This is a genomic window from Streptomyces sp. AK010 (assembly GCF_014207295.1).
Classification (GTDB): Bacteria; Actinomycetota; Actinomycetes; order Streptomycetales; family Streptomycetaceae; genus Streptomyces; species Streptomyces massasporeus.
Genome location: NZ_JACHCX010000010.1, coordinates 220,102 through 237,382, shown reverse-complemented (window position 1 = coordinate 237,382; position 17,281 = coordinate 220,102). Strand labels below are relative to the sequence as shown.

Below are 17,281 nucleotides of genomic sequence, written 5' to 3'. Positions count from 1 at the left end.
AACGGCGGGAGGTCCGCTGGGGTTCCCGATCACCGTGACGGCACTGCGGCCGGGGTTTCAGCCGCCGTACACGTGGGGCGCGAGCGTACCGACGAACGGGAGGTTGCGGTACTTCTCGGCGTAGTCGAGGCCGTAGCCCACGACGAATTCGTTGGGGATGTCGAAGCCGACCCATTCCACGTCGATGGCGACCTTCGCGGCCTCGGGCTTGCGCAGCAGCGTGCACACCTTGAGGGAGGCGGGTTCGCGCGAGCCGAGGTTGGAGAGCAGCCAGGACAGGGTCAGGCCGGAGTCGATGATGTCTTCGACGATCAGGACGTGCTTGCCCTTGATGTCGGTGTCGAGGTCCTTGAGGATCCGCACCACACCGGAGGACTGGGTGCCCGCCCCGTACGAGGATACGGCCATCCAGTCCATGGTGACGGGGGTGGACAGCGCCCTGGCGAGGTCGGCCATGACCATCACCGCGCCCTTGAGGACTCCGACGATCAGCAGGTCCTTGCCCGCGTACTCCGCGTCGATCTTCGCTGCCATCTCGGCCAGCTTGGCGTCGATCTCTTCCTTGGTGATGAGCACCTTCTCGAGGTCGGCACCCATGTCTTTCGCGTCCACCCGCATCACTTTCGGTCGTCCCACCGGCCGAGCGGCCCCTCCGCCAGGCTGTGGGGAGGGGTCGTGGTTCAGCCTTGCCGAATCACCAGTCTGCCACCCTGCCGCCGGGCCACGACTTTGCCGGGGAGGTTGATGGCTCCCTGACCGCGCCAGCCGGTGATCAGCCGGTCGACTTCCTCGATGTGGCGGGCGAAGAGTGAGCCGGCGGGTGCGCCGACCGCGATGGCGGCCCGGCGCAGGATGCGGCGGCGTACGGCGGGCGGCAGGGCGTAGAGCTTGGCGCATTCGAGGAGTCCGGTGGCGTCGCGGACGGTGGCCTCGGCCTGGCCGGCCCAGGAGTCGAGGGCGTCGGCGTCGTCGCGGGAGAGCCGGGCCGTACGGGCGAGGGCTTCGACGACGCCTTTGCCGAGGGCCTTCTCCAGGGCGGGCAGGCCTTCGTGGCGCAGCCGGGAGCGGGTGTAGGCCGGGTCGGCGTTGTGGGGGTCGTCCCAGACGGGCAGGGACTGGACCATGCAGGCTTTGCGGGCGGTCTGCCGGTCGAGTTCCAGGAAGGGGCGCCGGTAGCGGCCGCCGGCCCCCGAGACCGCGGCCATGCCGGACAGGGAGCGGATGCCGGAGCCGCGGGCGAGGCCGAGCAGGACGGTTTCGGCCTGGTCGTCGCGGGTGTGGCCGAGCAGGACGGCGGCGGCGCCGTGGCGTTCGGCCGCGGTGTCGAGTGCGGCGTAGCGGGCGTCGCGGGCGGCGGCTTCGGGTCCGCCGGTGCGGCCGACGGTGACGGCGACGGAGTCGACGGGGTCGAGGCCGAGTTCGCGCAGGCGCTGGACGACTTCCGCGGCGCGGGCGTCTGAGCCGGGCTGGAGGCCGTGGTCGACGGTGACGCCGCCGGCTCTGATGCCGAGTTTGGGGGATTCGAAGGCGAGGGCGGAGGCGAGGGCCATGGAGTCGGCGCCGCCGGAGCATGCCACGAGCACGAGCGGCGGGGGCGGCTGCTCGTGCGAGGGGGCGTGCGGGACCGCGGCGGGGGCGCGGTGGTGTTCGGTGAGGAGGTCGTGGAGGACGCGGCGGACCGCCAGGCGTATCGCCGCGACCGCAGGATGGGGACCCATGTCCGGTTCCCTTCATGAAGTTTTCGGGGGGTGAGCCCACGTGTCGGTCACGCAGAGTGTGTAGATGGTGACAGAACCGGGCCGTTCCCTGAGCATTGCACGCCCACCCCTGCCTCACGGTCCCTCGGACGGGTGATTGGAGGGGCGTTCGCCTGCCGTCGGCCGGTTTCCTTTCACGACCTTCCCGCGATGTTCACTACTCGGCCCTGCGGTGCACCCGCGCGACCCAGTCCGCCGGTTTGGCGATCTCCGACTTGGTGGGGAGGGTGTTGGGTGAGGTCCACACGCGGTTGAAGCCGTCCATGCCGACCTCGTCGACGACGGCCCGTACGAAGCGCTCGCCGTCCCGGTACTGGCGGAGTTTGGCGTCCAGGCCGAGGAGTTTGCGCAGGGCCAGGTCGAGGCGGGAGGCGCCCTTGGCGCGGCGCTGCTGGAACTTCTCGCGGATCTCGCCGACGGAGGGTACGACGGACGGGCCGACGCCGTCCATCACGAAGTCGGCGTGGCCTTCCAGCAGGGACATGACGGCCGTGAGGCGGCCGAGGATCTCGCGCTGGGCGGGGGTCTGGACGATCTCGACGAGGGAGCGGCCGCGGTCGCCTTCCTCGGCCTCGGGGCGGCCTCCGGCGAGGGTCTGGGCGGCTTCCCGGACGCGTTCCAGGACGGTCATGGGGTCGACGTCGGTCTCCTGCAGGAACGACTGGATTTCACCCTCGAGGTGGTCCCGCAACCAGGGCACGGCGGTGAACTGGGTGCGGTGCGTCTCCTCGTGCAGGCACACCCAGAGCCTGAAGTCGTGCGGGTCCACGTCGAGTTCGCGCTCGACGTGGACGATGTTCGGGGCGACGAGCAGGAGCCGGCCGCCGCCGTTGCCGCCGCTGGGGAGTTCGCGGGTGGCGGGGGCGAAGGTCTCGTACTGGCCGAGGACGCGGGAGGACAGGAAGGAGAGCAGCATGCCGAGTTCGACGCCGGTGACCTTGCCGCCGACGGCGCTCATGACCGAGCCGGCCGGGGTGTCGCCGCGCCGTTCCTGCATCTTGTCGAGGAGGGGCCGGAGGATTTCCCGGAACCCGGCGACGTTCGCCCGGATCCACCCCGGCCGGTCGACGACCAGGACGGGGGTGTCGTGGCCCTCCTCGGTGCCCAGACGGGTGAATCCGCGGACGTGTTCCTCCGCGGCCTTGGCATGCCGGCGCAGCTCCGCGACGACGGCGCGGGCCTCGTCGCGACTGGCCTCGGGGCCCGGCCGTACGAGCCGGGTCGCGGTCGCGACCGCGAGGTTCCAGTCGACCATGCCGGTTGAAGCACCACCGATGCTCGTCATGCGTCAACCGTACGTGAGCGCTCGCCGCTGGGGCAGGGCGGCGAGGGCCGGGGGCCGCCGGGGCCCGGCTCCGGCCGGAGCCGGCGGGCGGGTGGAGGGGTCCGTCACCGGCAGCCGCACGCCGCCAGGGCGGTGGCGATCCGGTCCAGGGCCTTCTGGGTCGTGGTGGGGAGGATCCCGTCCGTGCCGTTGGCCATGAACGCGAAGGCCAGCAGGCGGCCGTCCGCGTCGACGAGGGTGCCGGCGAGGGTGTGGACGCCGGAGAGAGTGCCGGTCTTGGCGCGGACGACGCCGGATGCTCCGTCCGTGTAACGGGTGGTCAGGGTGCCGGTGAAGCCGGCGACGGGGAGGCCGGTGAGGGCCGGGCGGAGTTCGGGGTGGGAGGGGTCGGCGGCCTTGGCGAGCAGGGCGGTGAGGAGGTCGGGGGTGAGCCGGTCGGCGCGGTTGAGGCCGCTGCCGTCCTTGAAGGCGGCGCCCTTGACGGGGAGGCCGAGCCCCCGCAGCTGGGAGCCGATGGCCTTGCCGGCGCCGGCGAAGTCGGCGCGGTCGCCGGTGGCGATCGCCGTCAGGCGGGCGAGGGCTTCGGCGATGTCGTTGTCGCTGTTGGTCAGCATGCGCTCGACGAGGGCGGAGAGCGGGGGCGAGGAGGCCGTCGCGAGGGTCTTGGCGCGGGTGGTGGCCTTGGAGGGGCCGGGGGCGGTGGTCTTGACGCCGTGGGACTTCAGGAAGTCACCGAAGCGGCGGGCGGCGTCCGCCGCCGGGTCGGGCACGCGGGCGACGGGGCCGCTCGTGGAGTCGTCGGTGCGGCCCTCGTCGGCCATCAGGGGGGTGACGCGGGCGAGGTTGCCGTCGACCCCGATCGGGTGCATTTCGTCGCCCGCGTAGAGGGTCGTGTCGTAGGAGAGGGTGACCTCGCGCACGCCCCGGTCGGCGAGGGCGGCAGCCGTGCCGGCGGCCAGGGTGCGCAGGCTCGCGGAGCCCTCGGCCTTCTCGCGGGCCGTGAGGGTGGGGTCGCCGCCGCCGACCAGGACGACTTCCTTGGTGTCGGGTTCGAGGGCGGCGCGGGTGGTGAGGCGGTGGTCGGTGCCCATGGCGGACAGTGCGGCGACGGCCGTGGCGACCTTGGTGGTGGAGGCGGGGGTGAGTCCGGTGCCCGAGCCGGAGCCGTACAGGCGCCTGCCGGTGGTCACGTCGATGACGGCCGCGGCGGGCCGGGTACCGAGGGCCGGGTCCTTCAGCAGCGGGTCGAGGGCGCCCGCGAGGGCCTTGCTCTCCGGGGCGGACTTCACGGTGCTGACGCCGCCGAGGCCGGTCAGCACGGGTCCGGCGCTGGGGGCGGGCCGGGGCCGGCCGGGTGCGCCGGGGGCGCTGCCGTGATCTGCGCCACCCGCGCGGCCCAGGGCCACAGCCCGGTCCCGCTCGGCCGTACGCTGACCGGAGGAGTCCCAGGGACCGGCGGCGGTCACCACACCGGCGGCGAGTGCGAGTCCGGCGGTGGCGGCACCCGCGGTGTACTGCCAGGTCTTCGGCAGCGCGACCCGCGCGACCTGCGGTTTCCCGGCTCGTGCGAGCCGCGCGACCTGTGGTTTCGTGGCTCGTGCGAGCCGCGCGACCTGTGGTTTCGTGGCCGCTGCGACCCGGGCCAGGCGTGGTCGTACGGCATCCGCGAGGCGCACCACGTGCGGTTTCGCGGCCCGCCAAGGCCTCAGCTCCGGCACGACCACCAGCCCCTTTCGCGATCACACACCTGCGTGAGGGACACTTAACCACCAGAACTATGTGTTGATCATGGAGGAGCCACCGGTGGAGTTCGACGTCACGATCGAGATTCCGAAGGGTTCGCGCAACAAGTACGAGGTGGACCACGAGACCGGTCGTATCCGCCTGGACCGGCGACTCTTCACCTCGACCGCCTACCCGACCGACTACGGCTTCGTCGAGAACACCCTCGGCGAGGACGGCGACCCGCTGGACGCGCTGGTCATCCTCGACGAGCCGACGTTCCCGGGCTGTCTGATCCGCTGCCGCGCGATCGGCATGTTCCGCATGACGGACGAGGCGGGCGGCGACGACAAGCTGCTGTGCGTGCCGTCGACGGACCCGCGTGTGGAACACCTGCGGGACATCCACCACGTGTCGGAGTTCGACCGCCTGGAGATCCAGCACTTCTTCGAGGTGTACAAGGACCTGGAGCCCGGCAAGTCGGTCGAGGGTGCCGACTGGGTGGGCCGCACCGAGGCCGAGGCCGAGATCGAGCGGTCCTACAAGCGGTTCAAGGACCAGGGCGGTCACTGACCTCCTCTCCTGATGCTGACGGGCCGCACGCCTGCGTGTGCGGCCCGTTCGTCCCTCTGTGCGCATACTGAGGCTGTGGGGGGTACGAGGCTGACGTGTCGTACAGGGAGCGCCAGGCAGTGACGGACGCGGAGGACCGCAAGCCGAGGTCGGACGAGGCGAGGAACGCGTTCCTGCCTCCGGCCGGGAGTGGCGTCGACGGCGACATGTCGACGACGTCGGAGTTCGCGATCCCCGACGGGCTGGCTCTGCACAAGGCGGCCGGCGCGGAGTCCGAGACGACGTCCGAGTTCGCCGTGCCGCAGGGGCTGGACGTCCATGCGGCGCCCGCGGCGGAGCAGGAGGGGTCGGCGTTCACCCCGCCGAGCACGTACAGCTCGAAGCACGCCCCCACGGCCTTCACGCCGCCGAGCGGGATCCCCGTGGTCAGTCTGACCAAGGACGTGCCCTGGCAGGACCGGATGCGCACGATGCTGCGCATGCCGGTGGCGGAGCGGCCGGCGCCGGAGGTGAGCCAGCGCGGCGGCGACGAGAGCGGGCCGGCGGTGCCGCGCGTGCTCGACCTGACGCTGCGTATCGGGGAGTTGCTGCTGGCGGGCGGTGAGGGCGCCGAGGACGTGGAGGCGGCGATGTTCGCCGTGTGCCGGTCGTACGGTCTCGACCGCTGCGAGCCGAACGTCACCTTCACCCTGCTGGCGATCTCCTACCAGCCGTCCCTCGTGGACGACCCGGTCACGGCGTCGCGTACGGTGCGCCGGCGCGGTACCGACTACACGCGGCTGGCGGCCGTCTACCAGCTGGTGGACGACCTCAGCGACCACGAGACGGCGGTCTCCCTGGAGGAGGCCTACCGGCGGCTGGCGGAGATCCGCCGTAACCGCCACCCCTACCCCGGCTGGGCGCTGACCGGTGCGAGCGGGCTGCTGGCCGGTGCGGCCTCCGTGCTGGTGGGCGGCGACATGATCGTGTTCGTCGCGGCGGCGCTGGGCGCGATGCTCGGTGACCGGCTCGCGTGGCTGTGCGCGGGGCGCGGGCTGCCGGAGTTCTACCAGTTCACGGTGGCCGCGATGCCGCCGGCCGCGATCGGGGTCGCGCTGACGCTGGGCCACGTGGACGTGAAGGCGTCCGCGGTCATCACCGGTGGTCTGTTCGCGCTGCTGCCGGGGCGGGCGCTGGTGGCGGGGGTGCAGGACGGGCTGACCGGTTTCTACATCACCGCGTCCGCGCGGCTGCTGGAGGTCCTGTACTTCTTCGTCGGCATCGTCGCGGGTGTGCTGCTGGTGCTGTACTTCGGCGTGCAGCTGGGCGCGCGGCTCAACCCCGACCAGGCGCTCGGTGCCTCCGACGACCCGGTGATGATGATCGGGGCGTCGATGCTGCTGTCCCTGGCGTTCGCGGTGCTGCTCCAGCAGGAACGATCCACCGTGATGTGGGTGACGCTGAACGGCGGTGTCGCGTGGGTCGTCTACGGCGCGATGCACTACGTGGGGGACATCTCGCCGGTGGCGTCCACGGCGGCGGCAGCGGGGCTGGTGGGGCTGTTCGGGCAGTTGCTGTCCCGGTATCAGTTCGCCTCCGCCCTGCCCTACACGACGGCGGCGATCGGGCCGCTTCTGCCGGGTTCCGCGACGTACTTCGGACTGCTGGCGATCGCGCAGAACGAGATCGACCAGGGGCTGGTGTCGCTGTCGAAGGCGGTGGCGCTCGCCATGGCCATCGCCATCGGGGTGAACCTCGGGTCGGAGATCTCCCGGATGTTCCTGCGCATCGGGTCCGCGGAGAAGCGGCGGGCCGCCAAGCGCACGAGGGGTTTCTAGCGCCGAGGAGGTCGGGGCCGGGGGTGCGTCGGCGGCCGCGGGCCGGTGAGGGTCTTCGCGCGGTTCCCCGCGCCCCCAGGACAACCGGCTCAGTAGCCGTTGTTGTAAGGCCCCTGCTGCGTGCCGTACGGCTGTTGCGGCGTGCCGTAGGGCTGCTGCGGCTGCTGCTGGGTGCCGTAGGGCTGCTGCTGCCCGTAGCCCGGGCTCTGCGGGTACTGGTTGTAGTACTGCTGGTCGTTGTAGCCGTTCCGGTCGTTGTACGGCTGCTGCGGCCGCTGGTGGGGCGGCTGGTCGTCCGGGGTGATGCGGCGGAGCTGGGTCGTCGCGTCGTCCTGGGGCTGCTGCCGCTGCGCGGGGGCCTCGGCCGCCGCGCGCTTCTTCTTCGAGCGGTCGCGCAGGTACTCGATGATGATCGGGACGACGGAGAGCAGGACGATCAGGATGAGGATCGACTCGACGTTCTTCTTGATGAAGCCGATCTGGCCCAGCCAGTAACCCGCGACAGTGACGCCGGTGCCCCAGGCGATGCCGCCGATGACGTTGTACGTGAGGAACGTGCGGTACTTCATGCGGCCGGCGCCGGCCACGATGGGGGCGAAGGTGCGCACGATGGGGACGAAGCGGGCCAGGACGATGGCCTTGGGGCCGTACTTCTCCATGAACTCGTGGGCCTTGTCCAGGTTCTCCTGTTTGAAGAGCTTGGAGTTGGGGCGGCTGAAGAGCTTCGGGCCCAGGAACTTGCCGATCATGTAGCCCACCTGGTCGCCGATGACGGCGGCGAGCACGATCAGCGTGCAGACCAGCCACAGCGGCTGGGTGATGTAGGTGCCCTCGGCCACGAAGAGGCCGGCCGTGAACAGCAGGGAGTCACCCGGCAGGAACGCGAAGAGGCCGGACTCCGCGAAGACGATGAGCAGGATGCCGGGCAGGCTGAACGTGGAGATCAGGTAGTCCGGGCTGAGCCACTCGGGGCCGAGCGCAAGCGTGGTCACGGGGATGTGGCTCCTGCTGCTGTGGGGGACGGGCGGGGCTGGCTGCCTCAAGGTATCAACGCAGCCGTCATGGCCCAGGTTCCATGGGCGTACTCAGGATGCACTGTGCCCGGCCCCGGTCAAAGCTGTGAAGCATGGGCATCGATGAATACGGCGGCGGACAGGGCCCCGACCCCGAGGTTCTCGTCGTCACCACGAACGACGTACCCGGCTACCACGTGCGGGAGGTGATCGGCGAGGTCTTCGGCCTGACCGTGCGCTCCCGCCACGTGGGGAGCCAGATCGGCGCCGGACTGAAGTCGATGGTCGGCGGCGAGCTGCGCGGGCTCACCAAGACGCTCGTGCAGACCCGCAACCAGGCCATGGAGCGGCTCGTCGAACAGGCACGCACGCGTGGCGCCAACGGCATCCTCGCGTTCCGCTTCGACGTGACGGAGGCGGCCGACGTGGGCACCGAGGTGTGCGCGTACGGCACGGCGGTGGTCCTGACCCGGGAGTGAGGCACTCCCGGGCCGGGGGTCAGGCGGTGTGACGTGCCGCGTTCGCGACGATCGCGTCCCTCAGGTGCTCGGCGAGGCCCGGGCGCAGCGCGTCGTAGAACGCCTTGAACCGCTCGTCGGAGACGTACATGTCGCCGAGGCAGCGGTGGATCTCGTAGGAGCACTCGTAGAACCACGTGCAGATGTGCTGCCGGTGCTCCTCCGCCAGGGTCATGGCCGCCTCGCCGGTGGGCGGCTCGTCCGCCGACATCAGGGCGCCGTAGCGCTCGCCCCAGTCGGCGGCCTCGGCCTGGATGCGCTTCCAGTCCTCCTTGGTGTAGCTCGCGGTGCGGCGCTGCGAGTCGGCGTACTCCTCGGTGTCGCCCCAGCGCTGCTCCACCTCTTCGGCGTACTGCTCCGGGTCGTTGTCCCCGAAGACCTCGAACCTCTCCTCGGGCGTGAGGTCGATTCCCATCGTGCGTGCCTCCATGGCGTGCTCCACGGCCGCCGCCATCTTCCGCAGCTTCTCGATCCGGGCGGTCAGCAGTTCGTGCTGGCGGCGCAGGTGCGCGCGCGGGTCCGCGTCCGGGTCGTCGAGCAGGGCGGCGACCTTTTCGAGGGGGAAGCCGAGCTCCCGGTAGAACAGGATCTGCTGCAGCCGGTCGAGGTCGGCGTCGCTGTAGCGCCGGTGGCCCGCGTGGCTGCGCTCGCTCGGGACGAGCAGGCCGATGTCGTCGTAGTGGTGCAGCGTGCGCACCGTGACACCGGCGAAGCCCGCGACCTGTCCCACCGAGTAGTTCACTTCCGCTCCCTTCTTCCGCGCTCCACGGTCGGGCCTCACGCCACGTGAGGTGCAAGCGTGTTTCCTGTCTGTGCCGTTTGATCCGCTTATCGTGTGCCCGTGGTCCAGGAATCCGAAGACCAGGCATCCTCCGTCCATCCCTCGACGCCCGCTCGCGCCCTGCTGCCCTCGATCGTGCCCGCCGTCGCCGTGGGCGTGCTCTGCAGCCTGATCCTGGTGGGGGTGGAGGTCGCCGCCGAGCAGTTGCAGGACGTGCTCTGGCAGACCGTGCCGGACGCGCTCGGGATCGGCCGGTACTCCGTGGCGTGGATGTTCGTCGTGCTCGTCGCGACCGGCATCGCGGTCGGGCTGGTGGTGTGGAAGGTGCCGGGGCACGCGGGCCCCGATCCCGCCACCATCGGTCTGGACGCCCCCGTCCTGCCGCCCGTGGTGCTGCCGGGGCTGCTGCTGGTGACCGCGCTGATGCTGGCCGGCGGACCCAGCCTCGGCCCCGAGAACCCGATCATCACCGTGAACGTGGGCCTCGCGGTCTGGCTGGGCAGCCGGCTCGTCCCCCGGGCACCCGGACGGATCTGGCCGGCGCTGGCGGAGGCGGCCACCATCGGCGCGCTGTTCGGCACCCCGGTCGCGGCCGCCCTGGCGATCTCCGAGCTGCTGGCCACGCAGGAGACCCGCGGCATGCTGTGGGACAACCTCTTCGCGCCGCTGACCGCCGCGGCCGCCGGCTCCCTGACCGTCACCCTCCTCGACCACCCGAGCTTCGACCTGGGCCTGCCGTCCTTCGGCCGGCCGGGGTGGTCCGACCTGCTGGCGTCCGTCGTGGTCACCGCGGTGGGCGCGCTGCTCGCCATGTGCGCCGTGCGGGCGCTGCCGTATGTGCACAGTGCCTTCCAGCGGCTGCGGCACCCGATGCTGATGCTCCCGGCGGGCGGGGTCGTGCTCGGCTGCCTCGCGGCTGTGGGCGGCCATCTGACGCTGTTCAAGGGGCTCGACGAGATCGCCACGCTGGCCCACGACCCGGACGGCTGGTCGGCCGGGGAGTTCGCCGTCATGACGGTGGTGAAGCTGGCCGCGCTGGTCGTCGCCGCGTCCTGCGGTTTCCGTGGCGGGCGGATCTTCCCCGCCGTGTTCGTCGGTACCGCCCTCGGCCTGTGCGCGCACGCCCTGGTGCCCGCAGTGCATCCCTCGGTGGGCGTGTCCGCCGGTGTGCTCGGGGTGCTGCTGGCGATCACGCGGCAGGGCTGGATCAGCCTGTTCGTCGCCGCGGTGCTGGTCGCCGAACCGATGGTCATCGCCCTGCTCTGCATGGCCTCGCTGCCGGCCTGGCTGCTGGTGACGGGCCGGCCGCAGATGCAGCTGCGCGCGGACGGCACACTCGTCCGCTGACGCCTTCTCCTCCCCCACTCGAACCCACCCCTGGAGGCCCCCATGCCGTTCAGCGAAGGCACCCCGCGGACCGCCGAACGCCGCCTGTCCGTCAACCCCTTCTACGGCCCCGCCAACCCGCTCGGGGACATGGCCGAGGCCCCGCCCACGCACCGGCTCCCGGACCAGCCCATGGCACCGGCGACCGCCCACCAGCTGGTGCGCGACGAGCTGATGCTCGACGGCAACGCCCGGCTGAACCTCGCCACCTTCGTCACCACCTGGATGGAGCCCGAGGCCGGGATCCTGATGGCGGAGTGCCGCGACAAGAACATGATCGACAAGGACGAGTACCCGCGCACCGCCGAGCTGGAGCGGCGCTGCGTGGCGATGCTCGCCGACCTGTGGAACGCGCCCGACCCGGCGAGTGCCGTGGGGTGTTCGACGACCGGGTCGAGCGAGGCGTGCATGCTCGCCGGGATGGCGCTGAAGCGGCGCTGGGCCCAGCGCAACGCCGACCGCTACCCCGGGGCGCGGCCCAACCTGGTGATGGGCGTGAACGTGCAGGTCTGCTGGGAGAAGTTCTGCAACTTCTGGGAGGTGGAGGCCCGGCTGGTGCCCATGGAGGGCGAACGGTTCCACCTGGACCCGCAGGCCGCGGCCGAACTGTGCGACGAGAACACCATCGGGGTCGTCGGGATCCTGGGCTCCACCTTCGACGGGTCCTACGAGCCGATCGCGGACCTGTGCGCGGCGCTGGACGGATTGCAGGAACGGACCGGGCTGGACGTCCCCGTGCACGTCGACGGGGCGTCCGGGGCCATGGTCGCGCCGTTCCTCGACGAGGATTTGGTGTGGGACTTCCGGCTGCCGAGGGTGGCGTCGATCAACACTTCGGGGCACAAGTACGGGCTGGTCTACCCGGGTGTCGGCTGGGCGCTCTGGCGGGACGCGGAGGCGCTGCCGGAGGAGCTGGTGTTCCGGGTGAACTACCTGGGCGGCGACATGCCGACGTTCGCGCTGAACTTCTCCCGGCCGGGCGCGCAGGTCGTGGCGCAGTACTACACGTTCCTGCGGCTGGGCCGGCAGGGCTACCGGGCCGTGCAGCAGGCCGCGCGCGACGTGGCGACGGAACTGGCCGGGCGGATCGAGGCGCTCGGCGACTTCCACCTGCTGACCCGGGGCGACGAACTGCCGGTGTTCGCCTTCACGACCGCGCCGGACGTGAAGGCCTATGACGTCTTCGACGTCTCCCGGCGACTGCGCGAGAGCGGCTGGCTGGTCCCCGCGTACACCTTCCCGGCCAACCGGGAGGACCTGTCCGTGCTGCGGGTGGTGTGCCGCAACGGCTTCTCCGCCGACCTCGCCGACCTGCTCGCGCAGGACCTGGAACGGCTGCTGCCCGACCTGCGCCGGCAGCCGCACCCGCTGACCCGGGACAAGGGGGCGGCCACCAGCTTCCACCACTAGCGAGCCGGGTGCGTCAGCAGGCGGTCAGGAGGGGAAGGAGCCGCTCTTGACCGCCGTGACGAACGTCGACCAGGCGGGCCCCGGAACGATCAGCGCGGGTCCGTCGGGGGTCTTCGAGTCGCGTACGGGAACGCCCCGGCGGTGGCCGTCGAGGATTTCGAGGCAGCTGCCACCTTCGCTGTTGCTGTAGGACGACGCCCGCCAGCCCGTGTGTGCGGCAGCGTTCGGTATGACCTGGTCAGTCATGATGCCCGTAGCCCTTCGCTAGTGCCCTCAGCAGGGCCAGAGACTCCTTCAGCGGCAGTGCGTCGCTGAGCGCAAGATCGTAGCGACCTAGCAACTCCCTTACTACTGACGGGGAGTCGTGCACAGCTCCCATGCGAACGCCTTCTCCGTATGCCACTGGCGGTTGGTCTTCGAATTCCATCAACGTGAGCATGCCGTCCATAAGCGAGTGAAAGCCCAGCTCGAACGGCAGCACATGGATACGGACGCGCCCCGACTCCATCAGGAGGGCCATGTGCGTGATCTGCTCCGCCATGACCTCCCGGCCACCCACGACCCGCCGCAACACCGCCTCGTCCAACAGCGCCCACACCACGGGCGTGACCGGGTCGTCCAGGATCTTCGCCCGCTCAAGGCGTGTGACAACGAGCCTGTCACATTCCTCTTCACTCACCGGAGGGAATGACGTGCTCAGAACCGCACGCGCGTACCTTTCCGTCTGCAGGATGCCCGGGACGAACGACAGGGCGAACTCCCGGATCATCACCGCCTGCTGTTCGAGCAGCCGGGCCGCCTCGAAGTAGTCGGCGACCGCCACTTCCTCCTGCGGCAGGAAGCGACTCAGCACGTTTCCCGTGTTCAGCACGTCATCCAGCCGCCGCGCGTCCTCCCGTGACGGCACCCGACGCCCCGCCTCGATATGCGCGATGTGCGTTCGAGTCATGACCGCGGCCTCGGCCAGCTGCTGTTGCGTCAGCCCAGCCGCCTCGCGCCGCTCCTTGAGCCAGTCACCGTAGTTGGTGCCCACGAGATCAACTCCCCTGTGACAAATGCTCTGTCACACCGAACCCTCTGGCGAGCCTAATACGGGCCGTTTCACTCTGTACGTCGATCGCTACAGAACGCGACATCGATCACGGAGTCACGTCATGCTCGACCTCATCGCCCGCCTCCTCGCACCGCTGCTCGACTTCGTCGCCCCCGGTACGGGACGACGTCGGCTCGACGCACGGGACGGCTACGACAGCCCCGCGCCCCCGCCCGCCGCGGGGCCGCCCCCGCACTGCTCCGGCGCACGCCCTCTCCGCGGCGAGGACCACAACCTCGTACGCCCCTACGTCATCGCGCACGAGCGCCGAGAGCAGGAGAGGCGCCGACAAGCCCGGCGCCGCTCCCTGCTGATCGCCCCGCAGGGCATCCGCATCCACCTGCCCCCACACCCGCACCCGACGCACCTGGGACTGACCGCATGACACACCACGCCCTCACCCCCGCCCGCCTCCTGCCCTGGTCAAGCCCCGAAGGCAGGCCCTGCTACCTCCTGACCGACGGCAGCGGTCGCCTCTCCCGGGCCGCCGACACGACCGAGAGCGTCCAGCTCGACATGGCCGGTGACCTGCTCGCCCACCTCTCCGACATGCTCGACGACGAGCACGTGACCGCCGCCCAGCTCCGCTACCTCCTCGCCCGCGTGAGCGAGGCCCTGACCGACGTGTGCCGCATCGCGGAGAGCAGGGGCGCCCGTCTTCTCGTATATGCGGACGTCAAGGCGCGTTCCTGTCCGGGCGAGGGCTCCTCTCCCGATGCCGGCGAGGCATCAGCCGTCCTCCCGTCACGTACGGAGGGCTGAAACCTCCGCACTCACCGGCTGAGCCGACCGAACCTGCGCACCGCCAGCGGAAAGAACACCGCCAGCAGAGCCAGAGGCCAGGCGACGGCCGCCCACACGTGCCCGGATTCCGTGCCGGGTACGCCGAGCAGGTCGCGGACGGCCGTGGCCGTGTGGGACATCGGGTTCCACTCGACGACCGTGCCCAGCCAGCCGGGCATCGAGCCGGGGGTGGCCAGGGCGTTGGACAGGAAGCCGACCGGCCAGACCAGGATCTGCACGGCCTGGACCATCTCGGGCTTGCCCGCGACCAGTTTTGATTAGTGAGCGTCCCCCGGGTGCCGCTCCCCCGTCGCGTACGGGTTCTCCTCGTCCTCCGCCAGGACGCCGACGAACGGGTCGCCCTCGTCGGCGAAGGTGTAGGCGCCGCCCTCGATGCGCTCGATGAGACCGCGGGTCCACTCGGCCTCGGAGTCGGCCGTGTGGACCCACATGTTCATGATCTCGCCGATGTGCCCGAGCTGCCCGGGCCCCTCCTCGGGCACGTAGTGCTCCAGGACGGCGGCCCGCCACTGCTCGATCCGCAGGGTCCGCTCCTTCAGCAGCGCGACCGCCTCGGCACGCGGCAGGTCGACGACGAAGCCGACGGCGGCCGCCTTCATGTCCCCCCGCTGGTCGTAGGTGACCAGCGCCTCCCGCAGCAGCCGGAAGTACTCCTCGGTGCCCGGCCCGGTGATCTCGTACTCCGTGCGCGGCGGACCGCCGGCCGTGGACGGGGCGATCTCGTGCGCGTGCAGCAGCCCCTGCTTCGCCATCTGCTTCAGCGCGTGGTAGATCGAGCCGGGCTTGGCGGTGGACCACTCGTGCGCGCCCCAGTACTCCAGGTCGTTGCGCACCTGGTAGCCGTGGGCCCGCCCGTGCATACGGACCGCGCCGAGCACGAGGAGGCGGATCGTTGACATGCGGCCAAGGCTATGCCTCTGCCACCGCCCGCTGCTCCTCGGCCACCAGCTCGAATGCGGTCCTGCCGTCCAGGGACTCGCGGACGATGTCGGCATGACCGGCGTGCCGGGCCGTCTCGCGGATGAGGTGGAGACAGAGCCAGCGGTGCGAGACCCGGCCGTCCGGCGGGAACCAGGGCTGTGCCGGCAGCGCGAAGGTGTCGTCGAGGCTCGGCACCGAGCGGATGTAGGCCTCCGTCTCGGCGGCGACCTTCTCCCAGTACGCCAGCTGCGACTCGACCGTCTCGCCCTCGACCAGCCGGAAGCACTCGTGCCAGTTGGTCTGGTCCCGCACGACGGCCGGCGGCTCGCCCTTGGCCAGGGAGATCCACATCTGCTCGACCTCGGCGACGTGCTTGACCAGCCCGGCGAGGGACAGCTCGCTCGCACTCGGCCGCGACGAGGCCTGCTCGTCCGTCAGCCCGAGCACCGCCCGGCGGACCCCTCCGCGCTGCTCGGCGATGAAGGACAGGAGCGCCCCGCGCTCGTCGCCGTGTGCCTCCGCCGGAACGTGAGTGACCATGACCGCCGCCTTTCGCCTGGTCAGGGGGCCTCTCCCCCGACAACGACCAAGCTACGGGCCCTTGCGGTCAGTTTCTGTCCGCAAGGGCCCGGGCGCCGAGAGGTTCTAGAACGGGAACCCGCTCCGGCCGTGCTGCACCGAGATCCACTTGGTCGTGGTGAACGAGTCCAGCATCGTGTCGCCGTTGAGCCGGCCGATGCCCGAGTGCTTCTCACCGCCGAAGGGGACGATCGGCTCGTCGTGGACGGTGCCGTCGTTCACGTGGAACATGCCCGTGTCGATCTGCTTGGCGAACGCCACACCCCGCTCGATGTTCCCGGTGTGGACGGCACCGCTCAGGCCGTACGGGGTGTCGTTGACGAGGCGTACGGCCTCCTCCTCGCCGTCGAACGGGACCAGGAACGCGACCGGCCCGAAGACCTCCTGCCGCAGCAGCGCGGAGTCGGCGGGGACGTCCGTGAGCACGGACGGCTCGACGAGGTTGTCGGTCCGCCCGCCGCGCACCAGGGCCGTGGCGCCCTCGGCGAGGGCCTGCTCGACCACCCCGGAGAGGGCTTCCGCCTGCGAGGAGTTGATGACCGGGCCGATGACGGTCTCCGGGTCGCGCGGGTCGCCCGTCTTGAGGGTCTTGACCTTCGCGACGAACTTCTCGGTGAACTCGTCCGCGACCGACCGGTCCACGAGGACCCGGTTGGCGGCCATGCACACCTGGCCCTGGTGGACGTACCGGCTGAAGACCGCCGCGTCGACGGCGTAGTCGATGTCGGCGTCGTCGAGGACCACCAGCGCGCTGTTGCCGCCCAGTTCGAGGACGGAACGCTTGAACAGCCGGGCGCAGACGGTCGCCACGTGCCGGCCGACGGCGTCGGAACCGGTGAAGGAGATGACCTTGGGGACCGGGTGCTCGATGAAGGCGTCGCCGATCTCCGCGATGTCCGTGATGACGACGTTCAGCAGCCCGCCGGGCAGCCCCGCGTCCTCGAAGAGCTTCGCGACCAGGGAGCCGCCGACGATCGGGGTGTTCTGGTGCGGCTTGAGCACCACGGCGTTGCCGAGCGCGAGCGCCGGGGCGACGGACTTGATCGACAGCAGGAACGGGAAGTTGAAGGGGCTGATCACGCCCACGACGCCGACCGGCACACGGTAGACGCGGTTCTCCTTGCCGTCCACCGGCGAGGGGATGATCCGGCCCTCGGGGGCCAGCGCCAGGTGGACCGCCTCGCGCAGGAACTCCTTGGCGAGGTGCAGCTCGAAGGCGGCCTTCAGACGCGTGCCGCCGAGCTCGGCGATGATGGCCTCGGAGATCTCGGCCTCGCGCTCCTCGATCAGGCGCAGCGCCTTCTCGAAGACCGCCCGGCGGGCGTAGGGGTTGGTCGCGGCCCACTGCTTCTGGGCGCGGGCCGCCGCCCGGTACGCCTGATCGACCTCGTCGGCCGTGGCTATGGTGATCGACGCGAGCTTCTCGTCGTCGTACGGGTTGAAGTCGATGATGTCCCAGGAACCGGTACCCGGGCGCCACTCACCGTCGATGTACTGCTGTGCAAGGTCGGTGAAGCAGGACGACGACAATGTGATCCCTCGATCCCTAAGCAGACCCCTGATCGCGCCTCCACGATCTGATCACACGTCATCGTACTTGTGTTTCAGGCCAGTTGGAGGGG

The 17,281-nt window shown here is 70.8% G+C and carries 18 protein-coding genes and 1 pseudogene; 7 read left to right on the top strand and 12 right to left on the bottom strand.

All coding sequences use genetic code 11. From position 1 onward, the window contains the following. Positions 1-57 precede the first annotated feature (57 nt). The 4 genes from hpt to dacB form a co-directional block, all read right to left on the bottom strand. On the bottom strand, positions 58-618 hold the full coding sequence (gene hpt / locus HDC93_RS20955) for a hypoxanthine phosphoribosyltransferase (RefSeq protein WP_185012460.1): 561 nt from the start codon (positions 616-618) through the stop codon (positions 58-60). A 62-nt stretch (positions 619-680) separates the two neighbouring features. Further along, the gene (tilS, locus tag HDC93_RS20950; protein WP_185012400.1) at positions 681-1,718 is read right to left on the bottom strand and encodes a tRNA lysidine(34) synthetase TilS; all 1,038 of its coding nucleotides are present in this window, start codon (positions 1,716-1,718) and stop codon (positions 681-683) included. A gap of 196 nt (positions 1,719-1,914) precedes the next feature. Beyond that, positions 1,915-3,042, bottom strand: a complete 1,128-nt coding sequence (locus HDC93_RS20945) for a zinc-dependent metalloprotease (protein ID WP_185012399.1) — start codon at positions 3,040-3,042, stop codon at positions 1,915-1,917. 104 nt (positions 3,043-3,146) lie between these two features. Then, positions 3,147-4,766 (bottom strand): D-alanyl-D-alanine carboxypeptidase/D-alanyl-D-alanine-endopeptidase, encoded by a 1,620-nt coding sequence (gene dacB / locus HDC93_RS20940; RefSeq protein ID WP_185012398.1) that lies wholly within the window; start codon positions 4,764-4,766, stop codon positions 3,147-3,149. Positions 4,767-4,845: 79 nt separating this feature from the next. On the opposite strand from dacB, the gene HDC93_RS20935 reads away from it, so the two are divergent. Together HDC93_RS20935 and HDC93_RS20930 are read left to right on the top strand one after the other, a co-directional pair. Beyond that, positions 4,846-5,337: an inorganic diphosphatase gene (locus HDC93_RS20935; protein ID WP_003975424.1), complete on the top strand. Its 492-nt coding sequence runs from the start codon at positions 4,846-4,848 to the stop codon at positions 5,335-5,337. Between the two features lie 119 nt (positions 5,338-5,456). Continuing rightward, positions 5,457-7,154 (top strand): threonine/serine exporter ThrE family protein, encoded by a 1,698-nt coding sequence (locus HDC93_RS20930; protein WP_185012397.1) that lies wholly within the window; start codon positions 5,457-5,459, stop codon positions 7,152-7,154. 89 nt (positions 7,155-7,243) lie between these two features. Here the strand turns inward: HDC93_RS20930 and HDC93_RS20925 are convergent, their stop codons facing one another. Then, a complete protein-coding gene (locus HDC93_RS20925; protein WP_185012396.1) occupies positions 7,244-8,146 on the bottom strand; it encodes a VTT domain-containing protein in 903 nt (300 codons plus the stop codon). Positions 8,147-8,280: 134 nt separating this feature from the next. Here HDC93_RS20925 and HDC93_RS20920 point away from each other — a divergent pair, with 134 nt between their 5' ends. Then, a complete protein-coding gene (locus tag HDC93_RS20920) occupies positions 8,281-8,646 on the top strand; it encodes a YbjQ family protein (RefSeq protein ID WP_184848451.1) in 366 nt (121 codons plus the stop codon). A 19-nt stretch (positions 8,647-8,665) separates the two neighbouring features. On the opposite strand, the gene HDC93_RS20915 is transcribed toward HDC93_RS20920, so the two are convergent. Then, positions 8,666-9,427: a MerR family transcriptional regulator gene (locus HDC93_RS20915; RefSeq protein WP_185012395.1), complete on the bottom strand. Its 762-nt coding sequence runs from the start codon at positions 9,425-9,427 to the stop codon at positions 8,666-8,668. A gap of 93 nt (positions 9,428-9,520) precedes the next feature. Here HDC93_RS20915 and HDC93_RS20910 point away from each other — a divergent pair, with 93 nt between their 5' ends. Together HDC93_RS20910 and HDC93_RS20905 are read left to right on the top strand one after the other, a co-directional pair. Beyond that, complete coding sequence (locus HDC93_RS20910; RefSeq protein WP_398985818.1) at positions 9,521-10,813, top strand: ion channel protein; 1,293 nt, start codon at positions 9,521-9,523, stop codon at positions 10,811-10,813. 42 nt (positions 10,814-10,855) lie between these two features. Further along, positions 10,856-12,262 carry a glutamate decarboxylase gene (locus HDC93_RS20905; protein WP_185012393.1) on the top strand — a complete coding sequence of 469 codons (1,407 nt, stop codon included), beginning with the start codon at positions 10,856-10,858 and terminating at the stop codon, positions 12,260-12,262. Positions 12,263-12,286: 24 nt separating this feature from the next. Here HDC93_RS20905 and HDC93_RS20900 read toward each other — a convergent pair whose 3' ends face one another. Both HDC93_RS20900 and HDC93_RS20895 read right to left on the bottom strand, forming a co-directional pair. Then, entirely contained in the window at positions 12,287-12,508 is a 222-nt protein-coding gene (locus HDC93_RS20900; protein ID WP_185012392.1) for a DUF397 domain-containing protein, read from the bottom strand. Continuing rightward, on the bottom strand, positions 12,501-13,295 hold the full coding sequence (locus HDC93_RS20895) for a helix-turn-helix transcriptional regulator (RefSeq protein WP_185012391.1): 795 nt from the start codon (positions 13,293-13,295) through the stop codon (positions 12,501-12,503). Before HDC93_RS20895 ends, HDC93_RS20900 begins: the two co-directional genes overlap by 8 nt. A 121-nt stretch (positions 13,296-13,416) precedes the next feature. Here HDC93_RS20895 and HDC93_RS20890 point away from each other — a divergent pair, with 121 nt between their 5' ends. Beyond that, the gene (locus HDC93_RS20890) at positions 13,417-13,740 is read left to right on the top strand and encodes a hypothetical protein (protein ID WP_185012390.1); all 324 of its coding nucleotides are present in this window, start codon (positions 13,417-13,419) and stop codon (positions 13,738-13,740) included. After that, on the top strand, positions 13,737-14,117 hold the full coding sequence (locus tag HDC93_RS20885) for a hypothetical protein (protein ID WP_260419674.1): 381 nt from the start codon (positions 13,737-13,739) through the stop codon (positions 14,115-14,117). The genes HDC93_RS20890 and HDC93_RS20885 overlap by 4 nt, the downstream gene beginning before the upstream one ends. A gap of 11 nt (positions 14,118-14,128) precedes the next feature. On the opposite strand, the pseudogene HDC93_RS20880 reads toward HDC93_RS20885, so the two are convergent. From HDC93_RS20880 to HDC93_RS20865, 4 genes and pseudogenes are all read right to left on the bottom strand, one after another. Then, positions 14,129-14,410, bottom strand: a pseudogene (locus HDC93_RS20880) (ABC transporter permease); the annotation flags it as partial. 6 nt (positions 14,411-14,416) lie between these two features. Continuing rightward, the gene (locus HDC93_RS20875) at positions 14,417-15,058 is read right to left on the bottom strand and encodes a PadR family transcriptional regulator (protein WP_185012389.1); all 642 of its coding nucleotides are present in this window, start codon (positions 15,056-15,058) and stop codon (positions 14,417-14,419) included. Positions 15,059-15,068: 10 nt separating this feature from the next. After that, a complete protein-coding gene (locus HDC93_RS20870) occupies positions 15,069-15,620 on the bottom strand; it encodes a DinB family protein (protein WP_185012388.1) in 552 nt (183 codons plus the stop codon). Between the two features lie 105 nt (positions 15,621-15,725). After that, entirely contained in the window at positions 15,726-17,189 is a 1,464-nt protein-coding gene (locus HDC93_RS20865; RefSeq protein WP_185012387.1) for an aldehyde dehydrogenase family protein, read from the bottom strand. Positions 17,190-17,281 lie beyond the last annotated feature (92 nt).

What these genes read in the sequence shown, in the direction of transcription:
- hpt (WP_185012460.1), bottom strand. Translation starts at nt 618, where the DNA reads ATGCGGGTGGACGCGAAAGACATGGGTGCCGACCTCGAGAAGGTGCTC.
- tilS (WP_185012400.1), bottom strand. Translation starts at nt 1,718, where the DNA reads ATGGGTCCCCATCCTGCGGTCGCGGCGATACGCCTGGCGGTCCGCCGC.
- HDC93_RS20945 (WP_185012399.1), bottom strand. Translation starts at nt 3,042, where the DNA reads ATGACGAGCATCGGTGGTGCTTCAACCGGCATGGTCGACTGGAACCTC.
- HDC93_RS20920 (WP_184848451.1), top strand. Translation starts at nt 8,281, where the DNA reads ATGGGCATCGATGAATACGGCGGCGGACAGGGCCCCGACCCCGAGGTT.
- HDC93_RS20905 (WP_185012393.1), top strand. Translation starts at nt 10,856, where the DNA reads ATGCCGTTCAGCGAAGGCACCCCGCGGACCGCCGAACGCCGCCTGTCC.
- HDC93_RS20900 (WP_185012392.1), bottom strand. Translation starts at nt 12,508, where the DNA reads ATGACTGACCAGGTCATACCGAACGCTGCCGCACACACGGGCTGGCGG.
- HDC93_RS20890 (WP_185012390.1), top strand. Translation starts at nt 13,417, where the DNA reads ATGCTCGACCTCATCGCCCGCCTCCTCGCACCGCTGCTCGACTTCGTC.
- HDC93_RS20885 (WP_260419674.1), top strand. Translation starts at nt 13,737, where the DNA reads ATGACACACCACGCCCTCACCCCCGCCCGCCTCCTGCCCTGGTCAAGC.
- HDC93_RS20875 (WP_185012389.1), bottom strand. Translation starts at nt 15,058, where the DNA reads ATGTCAACGATCCGCCTCCTCGTGCTCGGCGCGGTCCGTATGCACGGG.
- HDC93_RS20870 (WP_185012388.1), bottom strand. Translation starts at nt 15,620, where the DNA reads ATGGTCACTCACGTTCCGGCGGAGGCACACGGCGACGAGCGCGGGGCG.